Below are 22,170 nucleotides of genomic sequence, written 5' to 3'. Positions count from 1 at the left end.
TGAGTGCAGAGGTCGTATCGGGTCTGAATTCCCTTGGGATTTACCGGCTTAAGCGCGGCCCATGGGGCGACCTCAACGGCGCAGCGGGCATCTGGCGGATGGATTACGGCAGTCTGTAGTCCCTGGGGGCAACACCGAACTGGTTCTTGAACGATCGGCTAAAGTGCGAGAGATCGTTGAAACCCCAGCGGAACGCGATCTCGCCGATGGAGTGGCCCTTATCAGCTCGCAGATCATCTGCACATTTTTCCAGCCGACGCTTGAGCAGAACCTTGCTGAATGTATCGCCGCTGTCCTCGAGAAGCCTATGTACATACCGCACTGAGATGCGAAAATGATGGGCGGCTTTGGCAGGCGTCAATTCAGGATCGGCAGCGTGCGTTGCAATGTATTGGACAAGGGATTTCGAAAGTTGCTGCTTCAAGGTCCCTCGCGCCTGCTCCTCCTCCCGCGATGAGATGCCCATTGCCAAGGATACCAGCTCGATGATTTGGCCCGATACCGGGGCTGCAACCGGCCCCAGATGTTCGGCCTGTGTCGCGATCGAGGTCAGATAATCGCACGCAATCGAGGCAACCGGATCGGAACGGCTGATCAACGTGGCCGTTTGCTGCTCCGACCGTCTCAGAAAAGGCTTGAGCGCTGCTCTGGGAATTCGGAAGGAATGCTGCTTCCATCGATCGCTGCAATAATCGTTGAGATAGGGTTCGGTCGAATCCACGATGGAAAAATCGCCAGGCCGAAGAAACGCCTCGCGACCGCCTTGCATCATCCGACACTGACCCTCCACCTGAAGATTGAGGAAGTAGACCTCTTCAGGCATTCTGCTGATCTCTTGCCGTCGCCTGTAGACCTTTTGCCGCGTCGAGGAGATCGTCGTGACATTTGTGGAGCCAATGAGGTTTGCCTTGACCTCCCCACCAAAGCCCTGCTCCGCGTCAGGGACGGGGTTCAATGCAATATAGGCCTCACAGAGGACTTCCTTCCAGAAAGGGAAGCGATCCTTAACGGGCAAGTCATTCGCACTCCAGAATGCCATCGTCGCCTCCGCGTCTTCAAAGGTCAAACTCTGTGACGCAATCTTCGTGCCAGTTGGAACAACAACCGATTTTCTGACCATCTCCTTCATATTGTTCGTTCAAGAACAGCCCGTCAGTGTGAAGCTGCTCAAGGGAAACGCCCGTCGCTAGTGGATTGATCTCAACTCTCCCCTTGGATCCTCCCCACCATTTTATCCTGAAGGCTTCTGAACGCCGGGCATCTGACACCTCCAGAAAATCGAACGGCTTTGAATGCGATCGAGACGTCCGGGTCGGTGGGACTATCGTCCCCTCTCGCAATAAAATCCGGGAACTTCCGCAAAATGCCGTGGTTCGCAGGGCTTGGCGATGAACAGGCAATGCGTGCCTACAGCATCGGCCCGAAATCGGAATGGATTTTCGGATAAGCACGATACGTAGGTTCAAAGAGTTAGAGCGTCCTTAGTCCGTCCAAAAAGACTCACGGCGCTCTAGACACAGCGCGCGGCGAAGACCGCCATATCCGCTATCGATCAACCCTGGCAGGAGAAAGCAATGCGCGCACTTGTTTGGCATGGCAAAGAAGACATACGATGCGACACCGTATCGGACCCGGAAATCGAGCATCCCCGTGATGCCATTATCAAGGTAACGAGTTGCGCGATCTGCGGCTCAGACCTTCATCTGTTCCACAATTTCATCCCCGCGATGATGCCGGGCGATGTGATGGGCCACGAAATGATGGGAGAGGTCGTGGAGACCGGGTCGCAGATGAACGGCCGCCTGAAGAAAGGCGACCGGATCGTGGTACCCTTTACGATCAACTGTGGTGAATGCGATCAGTGCAAACGCGGCAACTTTTCCGTCTGCGAGCGGTCGAACCGCAAAAAGGAGCTGGGAGATAAGGTGTTCGGCCACACCACGGCCGGCCTGTTTGGCTACACGCATTTGACGGGTGGCTATCCCGGCGGTCAGGCAGAATATCTCAGAGTCCCCTTTGCGGATGAAACGCACATAAAGGTGCCGGACAGCCTCACTGACGAACAGGTTCTCTTCCTGGGCGACATCTTTCCGACCGGCTGGCAGGCCGCTGCACAATGCGACATCGAACCGACCGATACTGTCGTCGTCTGGGGCTGTGGTCCGGTCGGTCAGATGGCGATCCGCAGTGCTGTGCTTCTTGGCGCCAAGCAGGTGGTTGCTATCGACCGCATCCCGGAGCGGCTCTCCATGGCCGAGGCAGGCGGCGCCATCACAATCAACTTCAGCGACGAAAGTGTCGTCGAGCGGCTCAACGAGTTGACCGGCGGCAAGGGGCCGGAAAAATGCATCGATGCGGTTGGACTGGAAAGTCACGTTTCGATGGGGCAACCGGACACGCTTCTCGACCGGGCAAAGCAGATTGTGATGCTAGAGAGTGACCGTCCGCATGTCCTACGCGAAATGATCTATGTCTGCCGGCCAGCCGGGATCATCTCAATTCCCGGCGTATACAGCGGCCTCGTCGATAAACTTCCGATGGGCATAGCGATGAACAAGGGCCTCACCTTTCGCATGGGGCAGACGCATGTCCGTCGTTGGACCGACGATCTTCTCCGCCGCATCGAGGAAGGCCAGATCGACCCGTCATTCGTCATTACCCACACAGTCGGGCTCGAACAGGGGCCGGAGATGTACAAGACGTTTCGCGACAAACAGGACAGCTGCATCAAGGTTGTTCTCAAACCGTAAGGAGGTCCAACATGTCGTTTTTCAGCAATATCACTCGTCCAGAAGGCGATCCGCGCGTCATCAAGTCGGGGCAAAGTTCACTTAGTTCGTCCGATCGGCTGGCCCGCAATCTCGGTTGGTTCAGCATCGGCCTCGGGCTCGTGGAAATCGTTGCAGCCCGGAAACTGACCCGAGCGCTCGGCCTGCGCGGTCAGGAAAATCTTGTGCGGGCGTTCGGGGCTCGAGAAATCGCCTCCGGTTTTGTGACTCTGTCGGTTGACAAGCGAGCGGGGTTGACCTCCCGGATTGCGGGCGATGCCCTCGATATCGCCACCCTGGCAACCGCCATGCGGCCGGAGAACCCGAAGAGGGGTAATGCCGCCTTGGCTCTGCTGATGGTTGCCGGCGTTACCCTTCTTGACGTGATCGCGGCTGGCGCAACCACCATCCGTCACACCAGCCACAAAGGTCAGCGCCGCAGCTACGATGACCGGAGCGGCTTCCCGAAGGGAATCGAGGCCGCACGCGGCGCAGCGCTTAAAAAACTCAGCGACAAGAGGCCGACCCCGAGCGCCAACCTCTGATCAAGATTTTGCGCCGCTCCGCTCAGGCTCAACACCTCCAAGCGGAGCGGTGCAAGATCGCCCTTGTCCGACCAAGCCCGCGCGCCAAGAATTTGTCGCCTTTAGCGATGGCTGCCAATTCTATCTTTAGCAGGTCATCCTTAGATCAGATCACGGTCAAAGCGCTCGTCCCATTGGCGCGTCTTGACCAGCGTTCCATTCTCGAATGCTGACAATTCTCCGGCCAGGTAGAATTTGTTCTCGTCCGAGCGCATTTCTGTTCGGCTTTCGATTTTTATCCGCCAGCCGTCACGCCCCATTTCATAGGTTTGGGTCAGCACGTATTTCGCCGAGAGCGGATCGTCGTCCTTGATGGTCAACTCACGGCGAAGGCTGTGACTGAGTTGAGTATCGATCTCGTCGAAGCGGATGACGCCCTCTCCGAACAAGCCGCCCACGCCCTCCGTGATGTAGGTGTTGATACCAGTTTCATGATCCTGTTCGGTCCAGCGTCTGACGGTGCCAGCGTCGATCTGCGTCGTAGGAGTGAACGGTCCGTGCGCAGGCGCCTCGAAACGCACTTTTGCCTCCTGCGAGGGCGCACGAACCGGTAGCTCGAGTCTGCTTTCCGCGACTGAGATGCTCAGCGTCGCGTCATAGGGTGACGTCCACACCATGGGCCAGTAGGCTGTGGCGATGGCAAGTTGGAGCCGATGACCTTTCGCAAAGCGATAGCCGCAATCATTAAGCTTGATCGCTACATCATAGAACTTGCCTGCTTCCAGTGCTTCGGGTTCTTCGTGGCTATCACGATGCGTCAGATTGAAGACCTGATAGCTCACGCGCGTGACACGGCCATCCGGCAGAACGTCATTCAAACGAAGGGAGACTTGCGCGACCGGGCAATCCGCGGCAACCCGCAGGCAGACCAAGGGCGCACCCAAAACGTCAAAGTCCTGTTCCAGCACATCCGTTTCGAAAACGAGCGCGCCGCCATTATCGAGACGCTGGTCTGTCGGGTGTTCGCCCGGGCAGCCCGTTGCCATCCATTCTCCACCTGCTTTTCCATGGCTTTGCGGGGAACGAATTTGCAGTATCGCTGCTTGCCCTGCGTCACCACCAAGGCGGCGATCGGCACCGAGATTGAACTGCTTTGCAGCTATCTCAGGCGATGGCCACGTTGCCTCACCAACCCATCGACCGTCCGTCGTGGTGCGCGTGCCCGTGGGTTCGATTGTATCACAGACAAAGGCGCGCAGCATGGGCTCATCCATGACGCCGGTCTCTTCACCCTTAAGCCACTGGTCCCACCAACGGGTTGCCTCCTGGAGGAAGCCAATGGCAGGACCTGGAACACCATCCTGAGGATAGATGTGCCCCCAGGGACCGATAATCCCGCGACGTGGAACCTGCAGGTTTTCCAAAAGTCGGGACACAGGGTTGGTGTAGCTATCGGCCCAAGCGCCGATTGCCAGCACCGGGCACTGGATTGCGGTCCAGTCTTCACAGACCGAACCGTGTTTCCAGTAGTCGTCATAACGCTGATGTTCGAGCCAAAGGGCGGGGAAGAAAGGGAGCCTGTCGAGCCGTTCCAGCCACTGCTCTCTCCACGCCTCGCCGACGATCTTTAGGTCCAGAGGCCGGCTCTGGTAAGCGAGCATGATTGTGCCCCACCACAAATTATCATTGAGCAGCAAGCCGCCCATGTAATGAATGTCGTCCCTATAACGATTATCCGTCGAATAGGCGGTGATGATCGCCTTCAGCGCTGGCGGCCTGCGCGCCGCCACCTGCAAGCTGTTGAAGCCGCCCCAGCTTTTTCCCATCATTCCAACATTGCCGCTGCACCAGGCTTGGCGGGAAATCCAGTCAATGACTTCAAGCGCGTCATCCTGCTCCTGCTTCAGATACTCATCCGCCATATGTCCATCGGACTCGCCCGTCCCGCGCATATCGACGCGGATGGCCGCATAACCCTGGCTGGCAAAATAGCCATGCATCGGCTCGTCACGCCCGCGCGTGCCATCGCGTTTGCGGTAAGGAATATATTCAAGGACTGCCGGAACCGGCGATTGTTCTGCGTTCTCCGGCAACCAAAGCCGCGCCCCAAGGCGCGTACCATCGCTCAAGGGAATCCAGATGTGTTCTTGGACATGCACTGTCATTTCAACTATTCCAGTCAGAGTATGCGCCTTACCGGGGCTCCAGTAGCGACGATAGGATTTTGAACGGCGATCGAAGATCGCCGTCGTCCTCAAGCGGCGGGAATTCCGCGATTTGCCAATACGCCATCAAGCCAGTCTCGCCGCAGCTCCGGCACGGAAGTGATGAGCTGTTCGGTATAGGGCTTGTAAGGCGGTGCAAAGACATCAGCCGTTTCACCGGTTTCGACAATCACGCCATGCTGCATCACCATGGTCCGGTCGGCCAACCTGCGAACGACGCCCAAATCATGGGTGATGAACAGATAGGAGACGGACAACTCATCCTGCAACGAGCGCAGCAATCGCAAGATCTCTTCCGCCACAAGCGGATCGAGCGCAGACGTAACCTCATCGCAAATGATGAGATCGGGACGCGCTGCAAGGGCGCGGGCAATACAGACGCGCTGCTTCTGACCGCCGGAAAGCGCTTTAGGAAGCCGCTCGGCAAAATCCCGCGGTAGTCCTACAAGATCCAGCAGCCGTCCAACTTCGGAAGCGCGCTGGTCCTCTTTCATGTTGAAATAAAATGACATGGGCCGACCGATGATGTCGCCCACCGTCTGTCGCGGATTGAGTGCCACATCCGGTAGCTGATAGACGAGTTGGATGCGGCGGAGCTCTTCGCGGCTGCGCTTCTTGTAGCTGTCGGCAAGCCTGTGCCCGACAAGTGAGATAACCCCCGAGGAATGGGGTGGCAAACCTGCGATAACGCGTGCGAGCGTGGACTTTCCAGACCCGGATTCGCCGACGACAGCGAGCGTTTCACCGCGGCGCAACGTCAGATGGACATTGTCCAATACCTTTTTGCGCCCGTAGTGAGCCGTCACGTCCCGCACATCCAGCAAGACCTCGCCACTCTCGTGGTGAACGCCTTGCCCCGCCATGCTGGTTTCGCGTTCCGAGACAAGACGCTTGGTGTAATCCTCTTGAGGATGCTCGAGGATCTGCTCGGCGCTCCCCTCCTCTACTCGCTTTCCATGGCGCAAGACCGTGATCGTATCGGCCACCTGCGCCACCACCGCCAGATCGTGCGTGATGTAAAGGGCGGCGGTCTTGTACCGCTGGATCAGATTGCGCAGCAGCGCGAGAACTTCGATTTGCGTCGTGACATCGAGAGCCGTGGTCGGCTCATCGAGCACAAGGATGTCCGGCCGGCATGACATCGCCATCGCAACCATGGCACGCTGCAACTGACCTCCGGAAACCTGATGCGGGTAGCGATTGCCGAAATTGCGAAAATCCGGCAGTTGTAGCGCTTCGAGCAATTCCAGCATCCAGGCATGGGCCTCCTGCCGGTTCATGATGCCGTGATAGAGAGGCCCCTCGATGATCTGATCGCCGATCTTCATGGCGGGGTTGAAAGCCGCAGCGGCACTCTGGGCGACATAGGCAATACGCGCGCCACGCACCGCCTCGCGTCCAGCACGGCCGATCTTCATCAAAGAAATGCCATCGACGACGATCTCGCCGTCAACGATGCGGCAGCCATTTCGACCGTAGCCCATGGCGGCGAGGCCGATGGTGGATTTCCCCGCCCCCGATTCACCGATGAGGCCTTTGACCTCACCGCGGGACAGGTCGAGATCGATGCCATCGACCAGAATGGCGCCGTTGGGAGCTGCGACTTTCAGGCCGCGGATTTGAAGGACTTTGGTTTCGCTCATCGATCCGCTCCTTGAATTGCACTGCGGCCCGCCAGCAACCAGTCTACGACAAGATTGATGCCGATGGTCAGGATGGCGATCGCGGCAGCGGGATAAAGCGGCGCATAAAGGCCGTAAAGAATAGCCTGCTGGTTATCTTTCACCATTCCGCCCCAGTCTGCGAAAGGCGGCTGAATACCGAGGCCAAGGAATGAGAGACCGGCAACGAAGAGGAAGGTGAAGCAGAAACGCAGACCGAATTCCGCGATCAGCGGCGGCAGCGCGTTCGGCAAGATTTCCTTGAAGACCAGCCACACCAAGCCTTCGCCCCGCAGACGTGCGGTTTCGGCGTATTCGAGAACATTGATCCCTTGCGCAACGATACGTGCCAGACGAAACACACGGGTCGAGTCCAGCAATGCAATGGTGACGATCAGAACCGGGATCGACGATCCCAGCGCCTGCAAGACGACCAAAGCCGAGATCAGCACCGGAATGCACATGACGGTATCGACGATGCGCGAGAGAATGGTATCGACCCAACCTCCGAAAATGGCCGCAATAAAGCCGAGCGTGATGCCGATGGTAAACGACAACAAAGATGCGGCGAGCGAAACGCCGATGGACATCTGCGCGCCTGCGAGAATACGCGACAGCATGTCCCGGCCGTTCTGATCGAGACCGAACCAGTGGGCGGCTGAAGGGGGATCGAAGGGCGATCCGACGATCTCTTCCTGCCCGAAAGGCGCAATATGGGGACCGGCCAAGAACAGGATAATGTTGAGTGTAATGATGAAGAGACCGATCCATGCCGTCGGTGAAATAGTACGCAGGAATTTCATCGGGCATGCCTCAGGCGCGGATTGAGCGCGATTGCCGTAACATCGGCAATAATGTTCAGGATAACGTAGGCGGTGCCGAACACGAGCGCCGCCGCTTGAACCAGCGGAAGATCGCGTTTCGAAACGGCATCGACCATGAAGCGACCAAGCCCGTTGTAGTTAAACACCGCCTCGACCAGAACGACGCCGGTAATGAGGTAGGCGATGTTGAAGGATACGACATTGACGATGGGGGCTGCCGCATTGGGAAGCGCGTGGCGAAGAACCGCACGCTTGGTGCGTAGACCCTTCAGGTAAGCAGTCTCCACATAGGCCTGATCCATGACGGCCAGAACCGCGGTCCTTGTCATTCGCAGCATCTGGGCGACCGTTACCAGAACAAGCGTCAGAGCCGGAAGCGTCGTCGCCTTCAGCCAGTCTCCCATGCTCATGCCCGGATAGGTGTCCGCAAGGCTTGGCAAGAGATTGTATTGCACCGAGACGAACAGGATCAGCAGCAGGCCGAGGAAGTATTCGGGAAGCGACACGAAGGCAAGTGCCGCGATATTGACGGCCCGGTCGAAAACAGTACCTCTCCAGATCGCGCTGAGCAGCCCCAGAAGAACGGCAACTGGCACCGAGATCACGGCAGCGTAGAACGCAAGCGCCATGGTATTCCAGAACCGTGGCCATAGCAGATCCGCAACGGGCTGCCGGTTGGCAAGCGAATTGCCAAGATCACCGGTTACAAAGCCGCCGAGCCAAATCAGGTATCTGTGCAGCAGAGGTTGGTTGAGACCGAGTTCCGTGCGCAGCACTGCGAGAGACTCGGGCGTTGCATTCTGTCCGAGTATTGCCGACGCCACATCACCAGGCAGAAGCTGCGTGCCGGCGAAAATCAGCGCCGACACGAGCAATAGCGTCAGAATACCCAAAGCAATGCGCTTCAGGATAAGGATAGTCATTACGCGTCCAACCATACCTTTTCAGCGAGACGAGCACCCATGAAGTTGAACATCGGGTGCGTGGTGACGCCTTTGAGCTTTTTGGACGTGGCGTCGAGATAATCGCCGAACATCGGGATCATCGCGCCGCCTTCGTTCGAGATCAGCGCCTGAAGCTCGGCGTAGATTTCCTTGCGCTTGGCATCGTCCAGAAGAGCGCGGGCTTCGATCAGCTTCTTGTCGAAGGTCTCGTTCTTCCAATGCGTGTCGTTCTGTGCCGAGGTGGACTGGTATGCAATCGTCAGCATCTGGTCGGCGGTCGGACGTCCGCCCCAATAGGACATGCAGAACGGTGCCTTCATCCAGACGTTGTCCCAGTAACCATCCGAGGGCTCGCGCTTGATCGAAACATCGATTCCGCCCTTGGCAGCGCTGGTGCGGAAAATCGCTGCTGCGTCGACCGCGCCAGAGAACGCCGCGTCCGAGGCCGATATCTCGACCTTCAACGCATCGAGTCCAGCCTGCTTCAGATAGAACTTGGACTTCTCGGGGTCATAAGGGCGCTGCGGCAGATCCGCCGCGTAAAAGCGATCGGAACTTGGGATCGGATGATCGTTGCCGATACGGCCATAGCCACGCAAGGCAGTTTTCAAAAGCTGCTCGCGATCGATCGCGTGCTTGATGGCAAGGCGGACATTGTTGTCCTTGTAAGGCGCCTGCGTGCAGTCCATCAGGAATGTGAAATGCTGGCCGCCAGCCGATTGAACGATGTTGAGGTTAGGATTACGACGCAAGAGATCGACGGTCTTGAAGTCGAGCTGGTTGATCGCATGAACCTGGCCCGACATCATGGCATTGGTGCGCGCGGCAATGTCATTGATGACGATCACTTCGACGGCGTCGACATGCGCGGCGTTCGGCTTCCAATAGCTAGGGTTACGCGTAAACCGCGAGCGCACGCCGGGATCATAGCTTTCGAACACGAACGGACCCGTACCGACGGGCTTGTTGAAATCCGTCCATCCTTCGGGAACGACAAGGAAGTGGTAGTCGGAGAGAATGTAGGGAAGGTCGGCGTTGCCGCTTTCCAGGACGATCTTGATTTCGCTGTCCGAGACTTTCTCGACGCTTTTGAGCGCAGACGCGATCGAACGCGCTCCAGAGGTGGTTTCCCCACGGTGAAGATTGATCGAGTAAATCACATCTTCGACTGTCAGCGTCTTGCCGTTATGGAACGTTACGCCTTGCCGCAGCTTGAACGTCCACTCCTTGGCACCGGGCTGCGCTTCCCAGCTTTCGAGCAGTTCTGGAACCGCGTGATTGTTGGCGTCGATCTCAACAAGGCCATTCATAATCATGAAGGCCTGATTGACGGGAACCCAGTCCTTCAAGATGCGCGGATCGAGATTGTCTGTCGTGCTACCGCCGCCAATACCAAGTTTCAGCACGCCCCCTTTCTTCGGAGTTTGAGCGTCTTGTGCGCTGGCCTGCGTGATGAAACCAGCAGAAAGCGCCGTCAGACCGGCAGCGCCGATCAGGAAGCTACGCCGGTCGAGAGAAAAGGAAGAAGGGGGGTGAGTCATGGTACAGTTCCCTGTTTTTATCATCGCCGTTCATGGGACGGCTCTCGGGTTTGGCCTATCGTACTCGGCGGTTCGGCACTAGAGACGCAGCCATAACCGAGGGTATGATTTTTGCGCATGGGGTCATGAAATCAAAGCGTATCCGCTTGTTTGCGAAGCGGAGTAAACGGGCGGCGCCGGAGTGAACCGGCGGTCGATGCGACCATACTAGGCGGATACGGAGTGCGTATAAATGGGGCTTGCGGATATTGTTGGCCTTGCAGGAGCAATTTTCTATCTCATCGCATATGCCCTGCTGCAATTGCGCGTTCTGAACGTTGAAGACGGCCGCTACACCATTCTCAACATCCTCGGCGGCGTTCTCCTGATCTACTCGCTGATATGGAATTTCAATCTTGGCTCCCTGATTTCACAGGTGGCCTGGCTGATATTCACTTTGATCGGTTACGCACGCTTCATGCTGGATCGGCGGCGTAGAACTCGTGTTGCGCAAGCTTAACGAAGATCAGCGCGCGGTTTGCTTGTTGTTTGCAATCAACCAGTCCGCCACTTCGCGCACGATTTTTCGCTGATGCCGATCGGCAGGCCGCATAAGATAAAATCGTCCTTCGGATCGCATCGTGTGGCTATGCACCGGAACGAGAATACCACTGTCCAATTGATCGCGGATAAGCCATGTCCAGCCCAGCGTGGTGCCGAGACTCTGGGAGGCAGCGGCGACACATAGACCGTAATCCCCGAGCTTCCAGTGCACGGCATCCTGGGGCGGGGACATCTTTGATGATCGCCACCAATCTCCCCAATCCTGCCACTCTCGCATAGAGTCTTCAATGGAAATGAGTACCGGCGCCTTTTGCTCTTCCAGCGTCACCGCGCCAGCGCCCGAAACCGGCACGACCTCTTCCTGACCAAGTTCAGAGAGCCAAACGCCGATCGGTCTTTCTTTGCGGTAGAAAATCGCAAGATCGAACTCGTCGAGCCGCAAATGTGCGACGTCGTCGGTGACGCGCAGTCTGAGTTCAAGACCTGTAATATCGTTCTTCAGTTTCTTGAGGCGCGGCATAAACCACTGATCGGCGATCCCTCTGGAACAGGCAATCGTGATCTGGCTGGCGCCTGTCCATGAGCGAACACCATCCGTGACACTTGCGATATCGAGGATCAGTCGAGAGACGTCGATGGAATAATTCTCGCCCACTGTCGTCAACCGCACGCCTGTCGGTACACGTTCGAACAGTTTCGAGCCAATAAATGCTTCCAGCTTACCGATCTGGCGGCTGACCGCGCTCTGGGTCAGGCCGAGTTCGATGCCTGCACGGGAAAAGCTTCCGAGACGCGATGCCGCTTCGAAAACAACCAGCGCTTCAAGTGGCGGCAATCTGGAAAAGGTCTGCATTTTGATCCCTGACGTTGCCGGATCAAATACATGCACATCACAGGATCATCAACGTGGTTATTGTCCTAAGGCGGCAAGCTCTTCTTCAAGAACCCATGGCTTGCCGCCTAAGCTTATCGCCTCGCTTCAGCGGCCTGAAACCCGGATCGCACCGGCGTCACCAAAACTGCGCTGAACGGCCTGCAGCTGGTCGGCTGCGATATCAACAGACACTTCGATCTCACCCTCGTGGGGAGCGTCGGCGCGCTTCACATCCCCGCGGGACGATTCCGTTCCCGTGGTGTTTTCGTCGGAAGCGGACTGGATGATGTCCGGGCGAGCAATACCGTGCTGCTGCACCAAGTGTTCGACGGCAAGGTCGGCAGCCTCACGGGTATCGAATGTCGCGCGAATGGTACTGGTGGCGTTGTCGGCCATAATGGATCTCCTCAAACCTTTTGAGGAGATCAAACTCTTCATAGGCGCGCTGGTTTCATCGGCTCGACAAACTTCTGGCGTCAACATATTGGCGCACGCGATCGCACATGCTATGTTCTACTTTTGTTCGAAACTGCATCCCCGGCCTCCATGAGCTTCATCGACCCCTCGCCGCTTCGAAAAATCATTCATGTGGACATGGATGCATTCTACGCGTCCGTCGAGCAGCGTGACAATCCCGAGCTTCGTGGCAAGCCTCTCGCCGTTGGCGGCGCTGCGGCGCGTGGCGTTGTGGCAGCAGCGAGCTACGAAGCGCGCGCCTTTGGCGTACATTCCGCCATGCCCTCCGTGACCGCAGCACGAAAGTGCCCCGACCTCATCTTCGTCAGACCCCGGTTCGAGGTCTACCGCGCCGTCTCTCAGCAAATCCGGGAGATATTTGCCGAGTATACGCCATTGATCGAGCCGCTTTCGCTCGATGAGGCCTATCTGGATGTGACCGAGAACTTGAAGGACATGCCGATCGCGACCGAGATTGCGCTCGAAATCCGCGAGAAGATCAAGATGGTGACTGGCCTCAACGCATCCGCCGGGATTTCCTACAACAAGTTTCTCGCCAAGATGGCGTCGGACCTCAACAAGCCCAACGGTCAGGCAGTGATCACGCCCAAGCGCGGGCCGGCCTTCGTCGAGGGATTGGCCGTCAAGAAGTTTCACGGCGTCGGACCTGCAACCGCCGAGAAGATGCGCAGATTGGGGATCGAGACCGGCGCCGATCTCAAGGCACAGACGCTCGAATTTCTCACACAGCATTTCGGTAAGTCAGGGCCGTATTTCTATGGGATCGCGCGTGGTATCGACGAGCGCAGGGTTCGACCCGACCGCGTCCGAAAATCGGTCGGCGCTGAAGATACTTTCATGCAGGATATTGAAGACCTCGATCTTGCCACCGACGAGCTGAGACCGCTTGCCGAGAAGGTCTGGAGCTACTGTCAGGCCAAGGGTTTCAGCGGGAAGACTGTGACCGTGAAGATCAAGTACTCAGACTTCACGCAGGCGACCCGCAGTAGAAGCAACGCTGTCCCGTTCGCCAACGGGAACGCTATCCTGGAAGCCGCCGCAGGACTGCTCGCAACCGTCTATCCTTTTAAGCGGTCGGTCCGCCTGCTCGGCGTCACGCTTTCCTCTCTGACCAACGAGGGCAACTCAGACGATGGGGAACAACCTCAGCTCGGCTTCGATTTATAATCGATGAGAGACAGTAGAGACGACCTAAAGGCGGCAGCGCAGCGCATACGCGTGATTGATCTAGAGACCGCCGGTAACGGTGCAAATGACGTTTGCGAGATCGGCTGGCAGGATGTGGCCCTGGCCGATGACGGACGTTGGGCGCTGACGGACGAGCGTGGCGCCCTCTTCGTCAATCCCGGTCGTCCCATAACGGCTGACACCATGGCCATCCACCACATTCTCGACGAGCAGGTCGCGGACGCACCTTTCTGGAGAGACGTGGCGCCGAGCGTTTTGCGTCCTGAGGGCGGCTTGGTAGCGTTGGCAGCTCACCGTGCGGCCTTCGAACAGCGATATTGTACCGCCAGATTTACGGGAGGGTTGCCCTGGATCTGCACGTGGAAATCTGCGCTACGGGTTTGGCCTGAGCTGCCACGGTTTTCCAACCAGATGTTGCGCTATCAGCGGATGCCGGAGGGACTTGTCCATGAGATCGGGCTGCCTGCACACCGGGCCATGCCGGATGCCTACGTCACCGCCCATCACCTGCGCGATATGCTGAACGCTGCCTCGCTCGAAGAGCTACTGGCGTGGAGTGCCGAGCCAGGATTGCTGCCGCGCGTGCCTGCAGGTCCAGACCGCGGGAAAGCATGGGCTCGCCTGACCACCGAGGCATTGGCTGGATATCTTCACGACCGGGATGGCGATGTGCGGTTCAGCGCCCAAACCGAGTTGAACAAGCGCGGAGACATTGAAATTCATCAAGACATCGAGCCGGCGCAGGGTTCGTTGTTGTGAGCGGCCGCGCAAAGCCAACCTCCTATCCTGAAACACCAGACGGTCGGTATTTTGTGGTCCGCGGACGCCTCTGGCGCAAAAGCGATCCCGCTCTGGACAAGGAGACCAAGGCGCGATTGGTCAAGGAATTGATGGCTGCGAGGCGCGCTGTTCGGCAAGCGAAGGGTGATCAGGCGAAGTTGGCGCTGGCGCGTGCGCGGGTTGACGACGCCAAGATCGCTCTTGGCGAGAGGGGAAAGGTGTGGTGGGATGATGGGGAGCCCGATCTTAATCGGCACCTCGTCAAGAACACCGTTTATGCGACCTGGTTTTCGCAGCTTTCCGCAGGCGAGCCCATCAACAGCGACTCGCGCGTTTAGGTGTCAGCTCAAGTTGTGAGGGTCTCACCATTTAACCTGCTGGCTATCGACTCTCCCACACTACTCCCCGTCAGACAACCGAATTTCGGTCCTCTCTGCGCGCCCGGCAGCAACCTGTCGAGATGCCTTAAGCCCAGGAATATGGCCGAGCCAGCATGCGGGTTAATTCCACGAAGATGCCGCGCTGCGGGGTGTACGTCCTGCGCAACTCTCTCGCCCAAAGCGAAAGCATGTGACTATTTGTAGGGCAATATGCAAAAATTGTTCAACACGATGGACAGGATTGTTCGCCTTTGTTAGCGTCGATTTGTATTGTGGAGGAACCAGTACGATGCTGCTCATCGGCTTCAAACGCGACCTTTCGACCAATTTCAGCGCCCCTGCGACCGGCAAGGACGGTCCTCACGTCCTTGACCTTGGCGACACTGGCACGGTCCTTGCAGCAAGGGCGCTGACATGACCATTGCAAAGGATATTGCCCTTATGGACGACAAGACACCGCTCCTCTCCGTCGAAGGTCTGAGCGTTGAGTTTGGTGAAAACCGAGTCGTGGACGATCTGTCGTTTATAGTGAAAGCGGGTCGGACGGTCGCAGTCGTCGGTGAATCGGGATCGGGCAAATCGGTCACGTCACTTTCGACGATGCGTTTAGCCGACATGATGGGAGCGACCTATCCGACCGGGAAAATCCTGTTCGAAAACAAGGATCTGTTGAAGACATCTCAGAAGGAGATGCGGTCGATCCGCGGCAAGGAGATCGCCATGATCTTCCAGGAGCCGATGACGTCACTAAATCCGGTCTTCACGATTGGCGACCAGATTTGCGAAGTGCTGATCTTGCATGAGAAGCTCAGCAAGCAGGAGGCAATGGCGCAAGCCCAGTCGCTGCTCGACATGGTGCGTCTGCCGGATGCGGCCGAATTGGTAAAGCGCTATCCCCACCAGCTCTCCGGGGGCATGCGCCAGCGCGTGATGATCGCCATGGCGCTTGCCTGCCGCCCGAAGCTGCTGATTGCCGACGAGCCGACGACCGCGCTGGATGTCACCATTCAGGCCCAGATTCTCAACATCATGCGAGACCTGCAAAAGAAACTCGGCATGGGCATGGTCTTCATCACCCACGACATGGGCGTGGTGGCAGAGATGGCCGATGATGTCGTGGTGATGTGGAAGGGCAAGAAGGTCGAGGAAGGTCCGGTCAAAGATGTCTTTGCCCATCCTAAGCACCCTTATACGCGCGCGCTCCTCTCCGCTGTTCCCCGCCTTGGCAGCATGGAAGGCGAAGACTATCCCAAACGCTTGCCGCTGACTGTATTGCAGAATGGCGAACCCGTCACCGTCGGTGAAGAGCGTGTTCAGGACACGGCAAAATACGATCAAAAGCCGCTTCTCTCCGTCAAAGATCTCTTCGTGCGTTTCGACATCCGCAAGAACCTGTTCGGCAAGACGACCCATCGTCTGAGTGCAGTCCAGAAGGTGAGCTTCGACATTCATGCTGGGGAAACGCTGGCACTGGTTGGTGAATCCGGTTCCGGCAAGTCCACCATCGGACGGACCATCCAGCAATTGCAAAACGCCGTCTCTGGCGAGATCTCATTCAACGGCCGCAGCTTTTCGCAGATGTCCGCCTCCGAGCGCTTCCGGATGCGCCAGGAAGTGCAGTACATCTTCCAGGATCCATTCGCCTCGCTCGACCCACGCAAGACAGTCGGCTTCTCGATTGCCGAACCCATCAACACGCATGGATTGATCAATGATAACAAGGCGGTGAAGCGACGTGTGGATGAACTGCTGGAGCGCGTTGGATTAACGTCCGAACACGCCTCACGCTATCCCCACGAGTTTTCAGGCGGTCAGCGACAACGTGTCTGTATCGCCCGTGCGCTCGCATCCGATCCAAAGCTGATCATTGCCGACGAGGCACTGTCAGCGCTCGACGTTTCCATTCAAGCCCAGATCATCAATCTCTTCATGGATCTGCAGGCCGAACGTGGCCTCGCCTACCTCTTCATCAGTCATGACATGGCCGTGGTCGAGAAGATGAGCCACCGCGTGGCCGTGCTCTATCTCGGTCAGATCATGGAGATGGGAAGCCGTCGCCAAGTGTTCGAGACACCGACGCATGACTACACCCGTCGATTGCTTTCTGCCGTGCCGGTCGCCGACCCGACCATAGAGCGCCGCATCGCCATGATCGAAGGCGAGATACCCAATCCGGTGCGCCGCGTCGGCGACGAACCACCGATCCTTACCCATCGCGAAATCAATCCTGGTCACTTCATCGCCCAAAGTGCCTGACCGAACCAACACTCACACCATCTGAAGAGGAAACAGAAGATGAGACTAATCAAAAGGGGAATATCCGCTGCCATGACGTCGCTGGCCTTGGCCAGCGTAGCATTCGTGGCATCACCCGCTTTTGCCGCCGGCAAAATGACCATTTCCAGCCCGCAGGACCCGGGCAGCTGGGACCCGATCGACACCTTTCTGGTTCAGTGGGCAGCGGTTGCCACCAACATCTTTGACGGTCTGACCTATCGCGGCCCGGATTTGAAGCTGGTCCCAGGCCTCGCTGAATCCTGGGAGGAACTGGATGGGGGCAAGCGCATCCGCTTCAAGCTCCGCCAGAACGTCAAGTTCCACGACGGCGAGCCCTTCAACGCCGCCGCTGTCAAATTCACCTTCGAGCGCCTTCTCGGCGAACAGGGCGCAAAGGGCCCACAGCGTTCCAACTATGTGTCGATCGAAAGCGTCGATATCGTCGACGACTATACCGTCGATATGAAGCTGAAGGCACCCGATCCCGTGTTGCTGACCAAGCTGGCCGGTTACGGCGCCATGATCGTGCCGCCGAAGTACATTCAGGAAAAGGGCGAGGACAACTTCAACCTCAATCCTGTCGGCACCGGTCCGTTCAAGTTCGTGTCCTACGCACCGAAAAACAACATCAAGCTGGAAGCGGACCCGGATTACTGGGGCGGCGCTCCGAAGCTGTCGGAACTGGAATACCGCTTCATCGCTGAGCCTGCGACCGCCGTTGCAGAATTGCAGGCAGGCCGCGTCGATCTGGTCATACCGCCCACCATTCCAATCGGCATGATCCCTGTGATTGAAGGCGACTCCAAACTTGAGATCGTCAGCGTTCCAGGCCCAACCGTTGACGCACTGCGCTTCAACACCCGTGATGGCGTGACGGCCGATGCAAAGGTGCGTAAGGCGATCATCATGGCGGTCGATCGCGGCACCATTGTGAAGTCGATCCTTGCCGGGCAGGCCTCGGAAATCGCAAGCTTCCAGAGTGCATTGTCCTTTGGTTACGATCCCGAACTCAAGCCTCTACCCTACGATCCAGAAGGCGCAAAGAAGCTGTTGGCCGAAGCGGGTGTGAAGCCTGGCACGACGCTTCAGATCGACATTCGCGGCAATGACGCGACGATGAATGAGGTGGCGCAGGTCATTTCCAGCTATCTCTCCATGGTTGGCATCACCGCGACCATCAAGCCCTATGAAACCAACGTTCTACTGAACGACATCATCCCGCAGGGCAAGACCGGTGCCATGTTCCAGCAGAAATGGGGCGGCTGGACCTTCGACTACGACAACACGGCCTATTCCATGTACCACTCCGGCGAAAAGTGGAACCCCTATGATAAGGACGAGAAGCTCGACAAGATGCTGGAATCCCAGCGCCCGCTGACAGACCGCGCCGAGCGGGAAAAGATCCTGAAGGAGATCGGCAGCTACACCGCCGATCGCGCACTTGAACTTCCGCTCTACAACACCAACGCCATCTACGGCATGAACAAGCGGGTCAAGGGTTTCATCGCACCACCGGACAACCGTCTGAAGCTCACCGACGTCACCGTCGAATAAGGCTCTCGACCCTTTGACGCATCGCCTTGCCCGCTTGCGCGGGCAAGGCAGGACATTTCTCAAGGAAAAACACGTGGCCGGTTTTCTCATCAAGCGATTGCTGCAGGCGATTTTCGTCGTCATCGCCATCACCCTTCTCGTCTCCTTCGCGATCCGTCTCACGGGCGACCCCGCGGTCACCATGTTCCAGGGCGGCGGCAGCATAACGGAAGACGACCTGGCACGCATTCGTGCAGCGCTCGGGACCGATCAACCCTTCTTCGTTCAATATTTCAGCTTTCTGAAGGGGCTTGTAACGCTCGATTTTGGGCGCAGCTTCACCGGCAGCACGCCGGTCTCCCGACTGATTGCGGACGCACTCCCAGCCACGCTGCTCCTCGCTTTCATCTCCATGACCGTATCGATCGCGCTTTCCATTCCGCTTGGGATCAAGGCTGCCACGTCGCGCGGCAAGACGGCGGATCAGGTGATCCGCATCTTCTCGCTCATCGGCCTGTCGTTTCCGAATTTCTGGCTCGCGACGATGCTGGTGCTGCTCTTCTCGATCACGCTCGGCTGGTTGCCTCCCAGCGGCATGGGCGGATTTGCGAGCTACATCATGCCAGCCGTCACAATGGGCGTCATCCTGACAGCAACCAATGTTCGTCTGGTGCGCACGGCCATGCTCGACACGTTACGCTCGCAATATGTGATGGTGGCGCGGGCCAAGGGCCTGAGCGAAAACAAGGTGCTCTACAAGCACGCCCTCCGCAACTGCGCCATTCCGCTCATTACTTATTTCGGCCTTCAATTCGGTGGGCTGCTCGGCGGCATCGTCGTCATCGAGCGCGTCTTCAACTGGCCGGGCCTCGGCACGCTCGCCTTCGATGCGGTCGGTGCACGCGACTACCCGGTTCTCCAGGCCGTCATCACTGTCCTGTCGCTGATGATCGTCGGCATCAACCTTCTGGTCGATATTGCCTATGGGCTTGTCGATCCGCGCATCCGCACGGAGTAAGAGACGATGGCTGCCAAAACCTTGCGTGCCTCGCGCTTCAACAGTCTTGAATTCATCCTGGGCGCAACGCTGACGCTGGTGATCTGCCTTGCCGTCGTCTTCTCTGACTTCCTCTTTCCCGGTGGCGCAGACAAGATCGACCTGATGGCGCGACTTGCAAAGCCATTTACAAATGCGGCTCATCCGTTCGGGACCGACCCGCTTGGCCGCGACGTCTTGGCACGCGTCGTTGCTGGCGGCAAGATTTCACTCCTCGTTGGCTTCACCTCGGTGATCGGCGCGGTGATCTTCGGCGTCGCTGTGGGGCTGGTGGCCGGTTATTACCGCGGCTTCTGGGACATGCTGGTGATGCGCTTTGCCGACATCCAGCTCGCCATGCCCTTCATCCTGCTGGCCATCACTTTCATCGCCATCGTGGGCGGTAGCCTGACGAACACCATCATCCTGCTGATCGTATCGCAGTGGGTGCAGTATGCCCGTCTGGTGCGCGGTTCGGTGCTGACGCTGAGAGAGCGCGAATTCATTCTGTCTGCCCGTGCCATCGGCGTGAAGGACTGGCGCATCATCCTCCAGCACCTGCTACCAAACCTGATCGGTCCCGTCATCGTGCTGATGACGCTGAACATCGCCACCAACATCCTGCTCGAGAGCAGCCTGACCTTCCTCGGCCTCGGCGTCGATCCCACGATTCCCAGCTGGGGCGGTATGCTGGCGGATGGGCGTACTTATCTTCAGATCGCATGGTGGGTCAGCGCCTTCCCAGGCCTGGCGATCCTTTTGACCGTTCTCGGTCTCAACCTTCTCGGCGACTGGCTGCGCGACAGCCTGGACCCGACCGGCAGAACCTCGAGGTAAACGCCATGAACCAGCTTTTCCGCCAGACTTTCACACGAACGCTGGACACCTTGGTCGAGCATGGAATTCCAGGCCAGCAACTGGAAGCCTGGACCTTCGACGATCCTGAAAGCCGGCGGCAGGCGGAAAAGCGATTGCAGGAAAAGGGCGTGGATGCGCGGATCCGAAGCGCTTATAAACCACTTCTCTTTGCTTTCCTGGAAGAGATCAGCCTGGAGGGTGTCGAGGCGATCGAAGTGCGCTATCCGGTCCATCCCAACGCACCCGCCAACCGCTTCCGCCTGGAGGCCTATCCGCTCGCGGCTCTCGTGGGTGAGGCAAACATCAGCTTCATCGCCCGTGACGACGATGACTTTCACTATGATCTCTCGTTGAAGCGCGGGGAGCGGATCGAAAGCGTGACTGTCCTCGCGCCGAACCGCGTACATACCGACATCGTTGGCGAAATCAATGTATCACCCACAGGCTGGGTGAAGCTTGGCGGGCAGCCGGGTGAGCGACTGGAAACGGATTACGAGAAGCTCTTCGAGGCGGGTATCAAAGCCGTAGCCAATCATCCCTGGGGTGACCATGAACCCTATTTCGAAGAACTGAACGTCCGTGTTACTCACCCCGCGCAGGATATCTCGTTGCCGGTCGGCGATGAGGTCGTGAGCCTCCGCGAAGCGCTCCATGAAGATTTCTATTTCTCCCTTCTCGAATTTTTCCAGAAAAAATCCGGCCGGCCCTTGGGTGATCGGGGGCTGAGACCGGGCCAGATCGTGCCGGAGATCGTCAAGAGCGACGGCGAAATTTCGGTCGTCATCGAGACGCGAGCGCTCACGACAGGTTTCTCCGACGGCAATGAGCAGCCGATCGACACCGCCCGAGAACCAATCGCGGAAAGCCAGATCAGAAAGCTTCTTACAGACATCGGCGGCGAGGCCTTCGAAGCACAATCGCGTTCCGGACGCGTCCTTTCCGCTCGCTATAAAGCGGGCGACGATACCGCCGTGATGATCAGCGGCGGGCAACATCCGAACGAAACGACGGGCATTGTCGGCGCTCTTCGCGCAGCCCGTAAGCTTGCTCAGAGGAAGCAAGCCCACTTTACGATATCTCCGCTGGAGAACCCGGACGGCTATGCCGTGCACCAGCGACTTCGCCTCGACAATCCTCGCCATATGCATCATGCGGCCCGCTATACGGCGCTTGGCGATGATCTCGAATATCGCACCTCGGAGAACGCTGGCACGAACCTGTTCGAAAAGGAAATCCGATTCAAGGCCGAGCAAAAGAGCAAGGCGAGGCTGCATGTGAACCTGCATGGCTATCCATCACACGAATGGACGAGACCGCTTTCCGGATATGTGCCGCGCAACTTCGCCATGTGGACGTTGCCGAAGGGCTTCTTTCTCATCATCCGCCATCACCCGGATTGGGAACTTCAAGCAGAAGCGTTGCTGGACAAGGTCACACGGCATCTCGGCGCGATCCCCGGGCTTCTCGATTACAACAACCGCCAGATCGCTCTGTATGAAATCCACGCGGGCGAGACAGGTTTTCGGATCATCAATGGCTTCCCCTGCCTCTCATCCGTCGATGATCGGCATACGGTCCCCATGACCCTGATCACCGAGTACCCGGACGAAACGATCTATGGTGACGATTTCATCACCGGTCACACCGCGCAGATGGAGACGGTTCTCTCGGCCTACGACGCTTGGCAAGAGATTATGCGTGAGACCGCGTCTGCCTGACCCACGCGTGCGCGCCTTC

Annotated in this window: 20 protein-coding genes; 12 read left to right on the top strand and 8 right to left on the bottom strand. The window is 57.9% G+C overall.

Annotated elements, in window-relative coordinates; genetic code table 11:
- Nucleotides 1-103: 103 nt before the first annotated feature.
- Complete coding sequence (locus tag QE435_RS08290; protein WP_306927759.1) at nucleotides 104-1,039, bottom strand: helix-turn-helix domain-containing protein; 936 nt, start codon at nucleotides 1,037-1,039, stop codon at nucleotides 104-106.
- A 535-nt stretch (nucleotides 1,040-1,574) separates the two neighbouring features.
- Here QE435_RS08290 and QE435_RS08285 point away from each other — a divergent pair.
- Both QE435_RS08285 and QE435_RS08280 read left to right on the top strand, forming a co-directional pair.
- The gene (locus QE435_RS08285; protein WP_349040922.1) at nucleotides 1,575-2,750 is read left to right on the top strand and encodes a zinc-dependent alcohol dehydrogenase; all 1,176 of its coding nucleotides are present in this window, start codon (nucleotides 1,575-1,577) and stop codon (nucleotides 2,748-2,750) included.
- A gap of 11 nt (nucleotides 2,751-2,761) precedes the next feature.
- Nucleotides 2,762-3,313, top strand: a complete 552-nt coding sequence (locus QE435_RS08280) for a hypothetical protein (protein ID WP_349040921.1) — start codon at nucleotides 2,762-2,764, stop codon at nucleotides 3,311-3,313.
- A 140-nt stretch (nucleotides 3,314-3,453) separates the two neighbouring features.
- Here QE435_RS08280 and QE435_RS08275 read toward each other — a convergent pair whose 3' ends face one another.
- The 5 genes from QE435_RS08275 to QE435_RS08255 form a co-directional block, all read right to left on the bottom strand.
- Nucleotides 3,454-5,457, bottom strand: coding sequence for a CocE/NonD family hydrolase (locus QE435_RS08275; RefSeq protein ID WP_349040920.1), 2,004 nt, complete (start codon nucleotides 5,455-5,457; stop codon nucleotides 3,454-3,456).
- An 89-nt stretch (nucleotides 5,458-5,546) separates the two neighbouring features.
- On the bottom strand, nucleotides 5,547-7,160 hold the full coding sequence (locus tag QE435_RS08270; RefSeq protein ID WP_349040919.1) for an ABC transporter ATP-binding protein: 1,614 nt from the start codon (nucleotides 7,158-7,160) through the stop codon (nucleotides 5,547-5,549).
- Entirely contained in the window at nucleotides 7,157-7,981 is an 825-nt protein-coding gene (locus tag QE435_RS08265) for an ABC transporter permease (protein WP_349040918.1), read from the bottom strand. Before QE435_RS08265 ends, QE435_RS08270 begins: the two co-directional genes overlap by 4 nt.
- Entirely contained in the window at nucleotides 7,978-8,925 is a 948-nt protein-coding gene (locus tag QE435_RS08260; protein ID WP_349040917.1) for an ABC transporter permease, read from the bottom strand. Before QE435_RS08260 ends, QE435_RS08265 begins: the two co-directional genes overlap by 4 nt.
- The gene (locus QE435_RS08255) at nucleotides 8,925-10,487 is read right to left on the bottom strand and encodes an ABC transporter substrate-binding protein (RefSeq protein WP_309770353.1); all 1,563 of its coding nucleotides are present in this window, start codon (nucleotides 10,485-10,487) and stop codon (nucleotides 8,925-8,927) included. The genes QE435_RS08260 and QE435_RS08255 overlap by 1 nt, the downstream gene beginning before the upstream one ends.
- A 232-nt stretch (nucleotides 10,488-10,719) precedes the next feature.
- On the opposite strand from QE435_RS08255, the gene QE435_RS08250 reads away from it, so the two are divergent.
- Nucleotides 10,720-10,986, top strand: a complete 267-nt coding sequence (locus QE435_RS08250; protein WP_349040916.1) for a cyclic nucleotide-binding protein — start codon at nucleotides 10,720-10,722, stop codon at nucleotides 10,984-10,986.
- 6 nt (nucleotides 10,987-10,992) lie between these two features.
- Here the strand turns inward: QE435_RS08250 and QE435_RS08245 are convergent, their stop codons facing one another.
- Nucleotides 10,993-11,883, bottom strand: coding sequence for a LysR substrate-binding domain-containing protein (locus tag QE435_RS08245; protein WP_349040915.1), 891 nt, complete (start codon nucleotides 11,881-11,883; stop codon nucleotides 10,993-10,995).
- Between the two features lie 126 nt (nucleotides 11,884-12,009).
- Nucleotides 12,010-12,300 carry a hypothetical protein gene (locus QE435_RS08240; RefSeq protein ID WP_349040914.1) on the bottom strand — a complete coding sequence of 97 codons (291 nt, stop codon included), beginning with the start codon at nucleotides 12,298-12,300 and terminating at the stop codon, nucleotides 12,010-12,012.
- 150 nt (nucleotides 12,301-12,450) lie between these two features.
- Here QE435_RS08240 and dinB point away from each other — a divergent pair, with 150 nt between their 5' ends.
- The 9 genes from dinB to QE435_RS08195 all read left to right on the top strand — a co-directional run bounded on the left by dinB (nucleotide 12,451) and on the right by QE435_RS08195 (nucleotide 22,151).
- Nucleotides 12,451-13,548, top strand: coding sequence for a DNA polymerase IV (gene dinB / locus QE435_RS08235; protein WP_349040913.1), 1,098 nt, complete (start codon nucleotides 12,451-12,453; stop codon nucleotides 13,546-13,548).
- 3 nt (nucleotides 13,549-13,551) lie between these two features.
- Nucleotides 13,552-14,328 carry a DNA polymerase III subunit epsilon gene (locus QE435_RS08230; protein WP_349040912.1) on the top strand — a complete coding sequence of 259 codons (777 nt, stop codon included), beginning with the start codon at nucleotides 13,552-13,554 and terminating at the stop codon, nucleotides 14,326-14,328.
- Nucleotides 14,325-14,687 (top strand): hypothetical protein, encoded by a 363-nt coding sequence (locus QE435_RS08225; protein WP_349040911.1) that lies wholly within the window; start codon nucleotides 14,325-14,327, stop codon nucleotides 14,685-14,687. The genes QE435_RS08230 and QE435_RS08225 overlap by 4 nt, the downstream gene beginning before the upstream one ends.
- Nucleotides 14,688-15,018: 331 nt before the next feature.
- Nucleotides 15,019-15,147 (top strand): hypothetical protein, encoded by a 129-nt coding sequence (locus QE435_RS08220; RefSeq protein WP_349040910.1) that lies wholly within the window; start codon nucleotides 15,019-15,021, stop codon nucleotides 15,145-15,147.
- Nucleotides 15,144-16,985: an ABC transporter ATP-binding protein gene (locus QE435_RS08215; RefSeq protein ID WP_349040909.1), complete on the top strand. Its 1,842-nt coding sequence runs from the start codon at nucleotides 15,144-15,146 to the stop codon at nucleotides 16,983-16,985. Before QE435_RS08220 ends, QE435_RS08215 begins: the two co-directional genes overlap by 4 nt.
- Nucleotides 16,986-17,024: 39 nt before the next feature.
- A complete protein-coding gene (locus QE435_RS08210; RefSeq protein ID WP_349040908.1) occupies nucleotides 17,025-18,560 on the top strand; it encodes an ABC transporter substrate-binding protein in 1,536 nt (511 codons plus the stop codon).
- Between the two features lie 73 nt (nucleotides 18,561-18,633).
- Nucleotides 18,634-19,557 carry an ABC transporter permease gene (locus QE435_RS08205; protein ID WP_349040907.1) on the top strand — a complete coding sequence of 308 codons (924 nt, stop codon included), beginning with the start codon at nucleotides 18,634-18,636 and terminating at the stop codon, nucleotides 19,555-19,557.
- Nucleotides 19,558-19,563: 6 nt separating this feature from the next.
- Entirely contained in the window at nucleotides 19,564-20,412 is an 849-nt protein-coding gene (locus tag QE435_RS08200; RefSeq protein WP_349040906.1) for an ABC transporter permease, read from the top strand.
- A gap of 5 nt (nucleotides 20,413-20,417) precedes the next feature.
- Nucleotides 20,418-22,151 carry a M14 family metallopeptidase gene (locus tag QE435_RS08195; RefSeq protein ID WP_349040905.1) on the top strand — a complete coding sequence of 578 codons (1,734 nt, stop codon included), beginning with the start codon at nucleotides 20,418-20,420 and terminating at the stop codon, nucleotides 22,149-22,151.
- The last annotated feature ends 19 nt before the right edge of the window (nucleotides 22,152-22,170 follow it).

It is taken from the genome of Agrobacterium sp. SORGH_AS 787, from assembly GCF_030819035.1.
Taxonomy (GTDB): Bacteria; Pseudomonadota; Alphaproteobacteria; order Rhizobiales; family Rhizobiaceae; genus Agrobacterium; species Agrobacterium larrymoorei_B.
Note: the sequence above shows the minus strand (reverse complement) of the source record. Positions and strands in the feature narration are given on the sequence as shown.

Excerpts from the sequence above, each read along its gene's own strand:
- QE435_RS08290 (WP_306927759.1), bottom strand. The coding sequence starts at position 1,039 with ATGGCATTCTGGAGTGCGAATGACTTGCCCGTTAAGGATCGCTTCCCT.
- QE435_RS08285 (WP_349040922.1), top strand. The coding sequence starts at position 1,575 with ATGCGCGCACTTGTTTGGCATGGCAAAGAAGACATACGATGCGACACC.
- QE435_RS08280 (WP_349040921.1), top strand. The coding sequence starts at position 2,762 with ATGTCGTTTTTCAGCAATATCACTCGTCCAGAAGGCGATCCGCGCGTC.
- QE435_RS08275 (WP_349040920.1), bottom strand. The coding sequence starts at position 5,457 with ATGACAGTGCATGTCCAAGAACACATCTGGATTCCCTTGAGCGATGGT.
- QE435_RS08270 (WP_349040919.1), bottom strand. The coding sequence starts at position 7,160 with ATGAGCGAAACCAAAGTCCTTCAAATCCGCGGCCTGAAAGTCGCAGCT.
- QE435_RS08265 (WP_349040918.1), bottom strand. The coding sequence starts at position 7,981 with ATGAAATTCCTGCGTACTATTTCACCGACGGCATGGATCGGTCTCTTC.
- QE435_RS08260 (WP_349040917.1), bottom strand. The coding sequence starts at position 8,925 with ATGACTATCCTTATCCTGAAGCGCATTGCTTTGGGTATTCTGACGCTA.
- QE435_RS08255 (WP_309770353.1), bottom strand. The coding sequence starts at position 10,487 with ATGACTCACCCCCCTTCTTCCTTTTCTCTCGACCGGCGTAGCTTCCTG.
- QE435_RS08250 (WP_349040916.1), top strand. The coding sequence starts at position 10,720 with ATGGGGCTTGCGGATATTGTTGGCCTTGCAGGAGCAATTTTCTATCTC.
- QE435_RS08245 (WP_349040915.1), bottom strand. The coding sequence starts at position 11,883 with ATGCAGACCTTTTCCAGATTGCCGCCACTTGAAGCGCTGGTTGTTTTC.
- QE435_RS08240 (WP_349040914.1), bottom strand. The coding sequence starts at position 12,300 with ATGGCCGACAACGCCACCAGTACCATTCGCGCGACATTCGATACCCGT.
- dinB (WP_349040913.1), top strand. The coding sequence starts at position 12,451 with ATGAGCTTCATCGACCCCTCGCCGCTTCGAAAAATCATTCATGTGGAC.
- QE435_RS08230 (WP_349040912.1), top strand. The coding sequence starts at position 13,552 with ATGAGAGACAGTAGAGACGACCTAAAGGCGGCAGCGCAGCGCATACGC.
- QE435_RS08220 (WP_349040910.1), top strand. The coding sequence starts at position 15,019 with ATGCTGCTCATCGGCTTCAAACGCGACCTTTCGACCAATTTCAGCGCC.
- QE435_RS08215 (WP_349040909.1), top strand. The coding sequence starts at position 15,144 with ATGACCATTGCAAAGGATATTGCCCTTATGGACGACAAGACACCGCTC.
- QE435_RS08210 (WP_349040908.1), top strand. The coding sequence starts at position 17,025 with ATGAGACTAATCAAAAGGGGAATATCCGCTGCCATGACGTCGCTGGCC.
- QE435_RS08200 (WP_349040906.1), top strand. The coding sequence starts at position 19,564 with ATGGCTGCCAAAACCTTGCGTGCCTCGCGCTTCAACAGTCTTGAATTC.
- QE435_RS08195 (WP_349040905.1), top strand. The coding sequence starts at position 20,418 with ATGAACCAGCTTTTCCGCCAGACTTTCACACGAACGCTGGACACCTTG.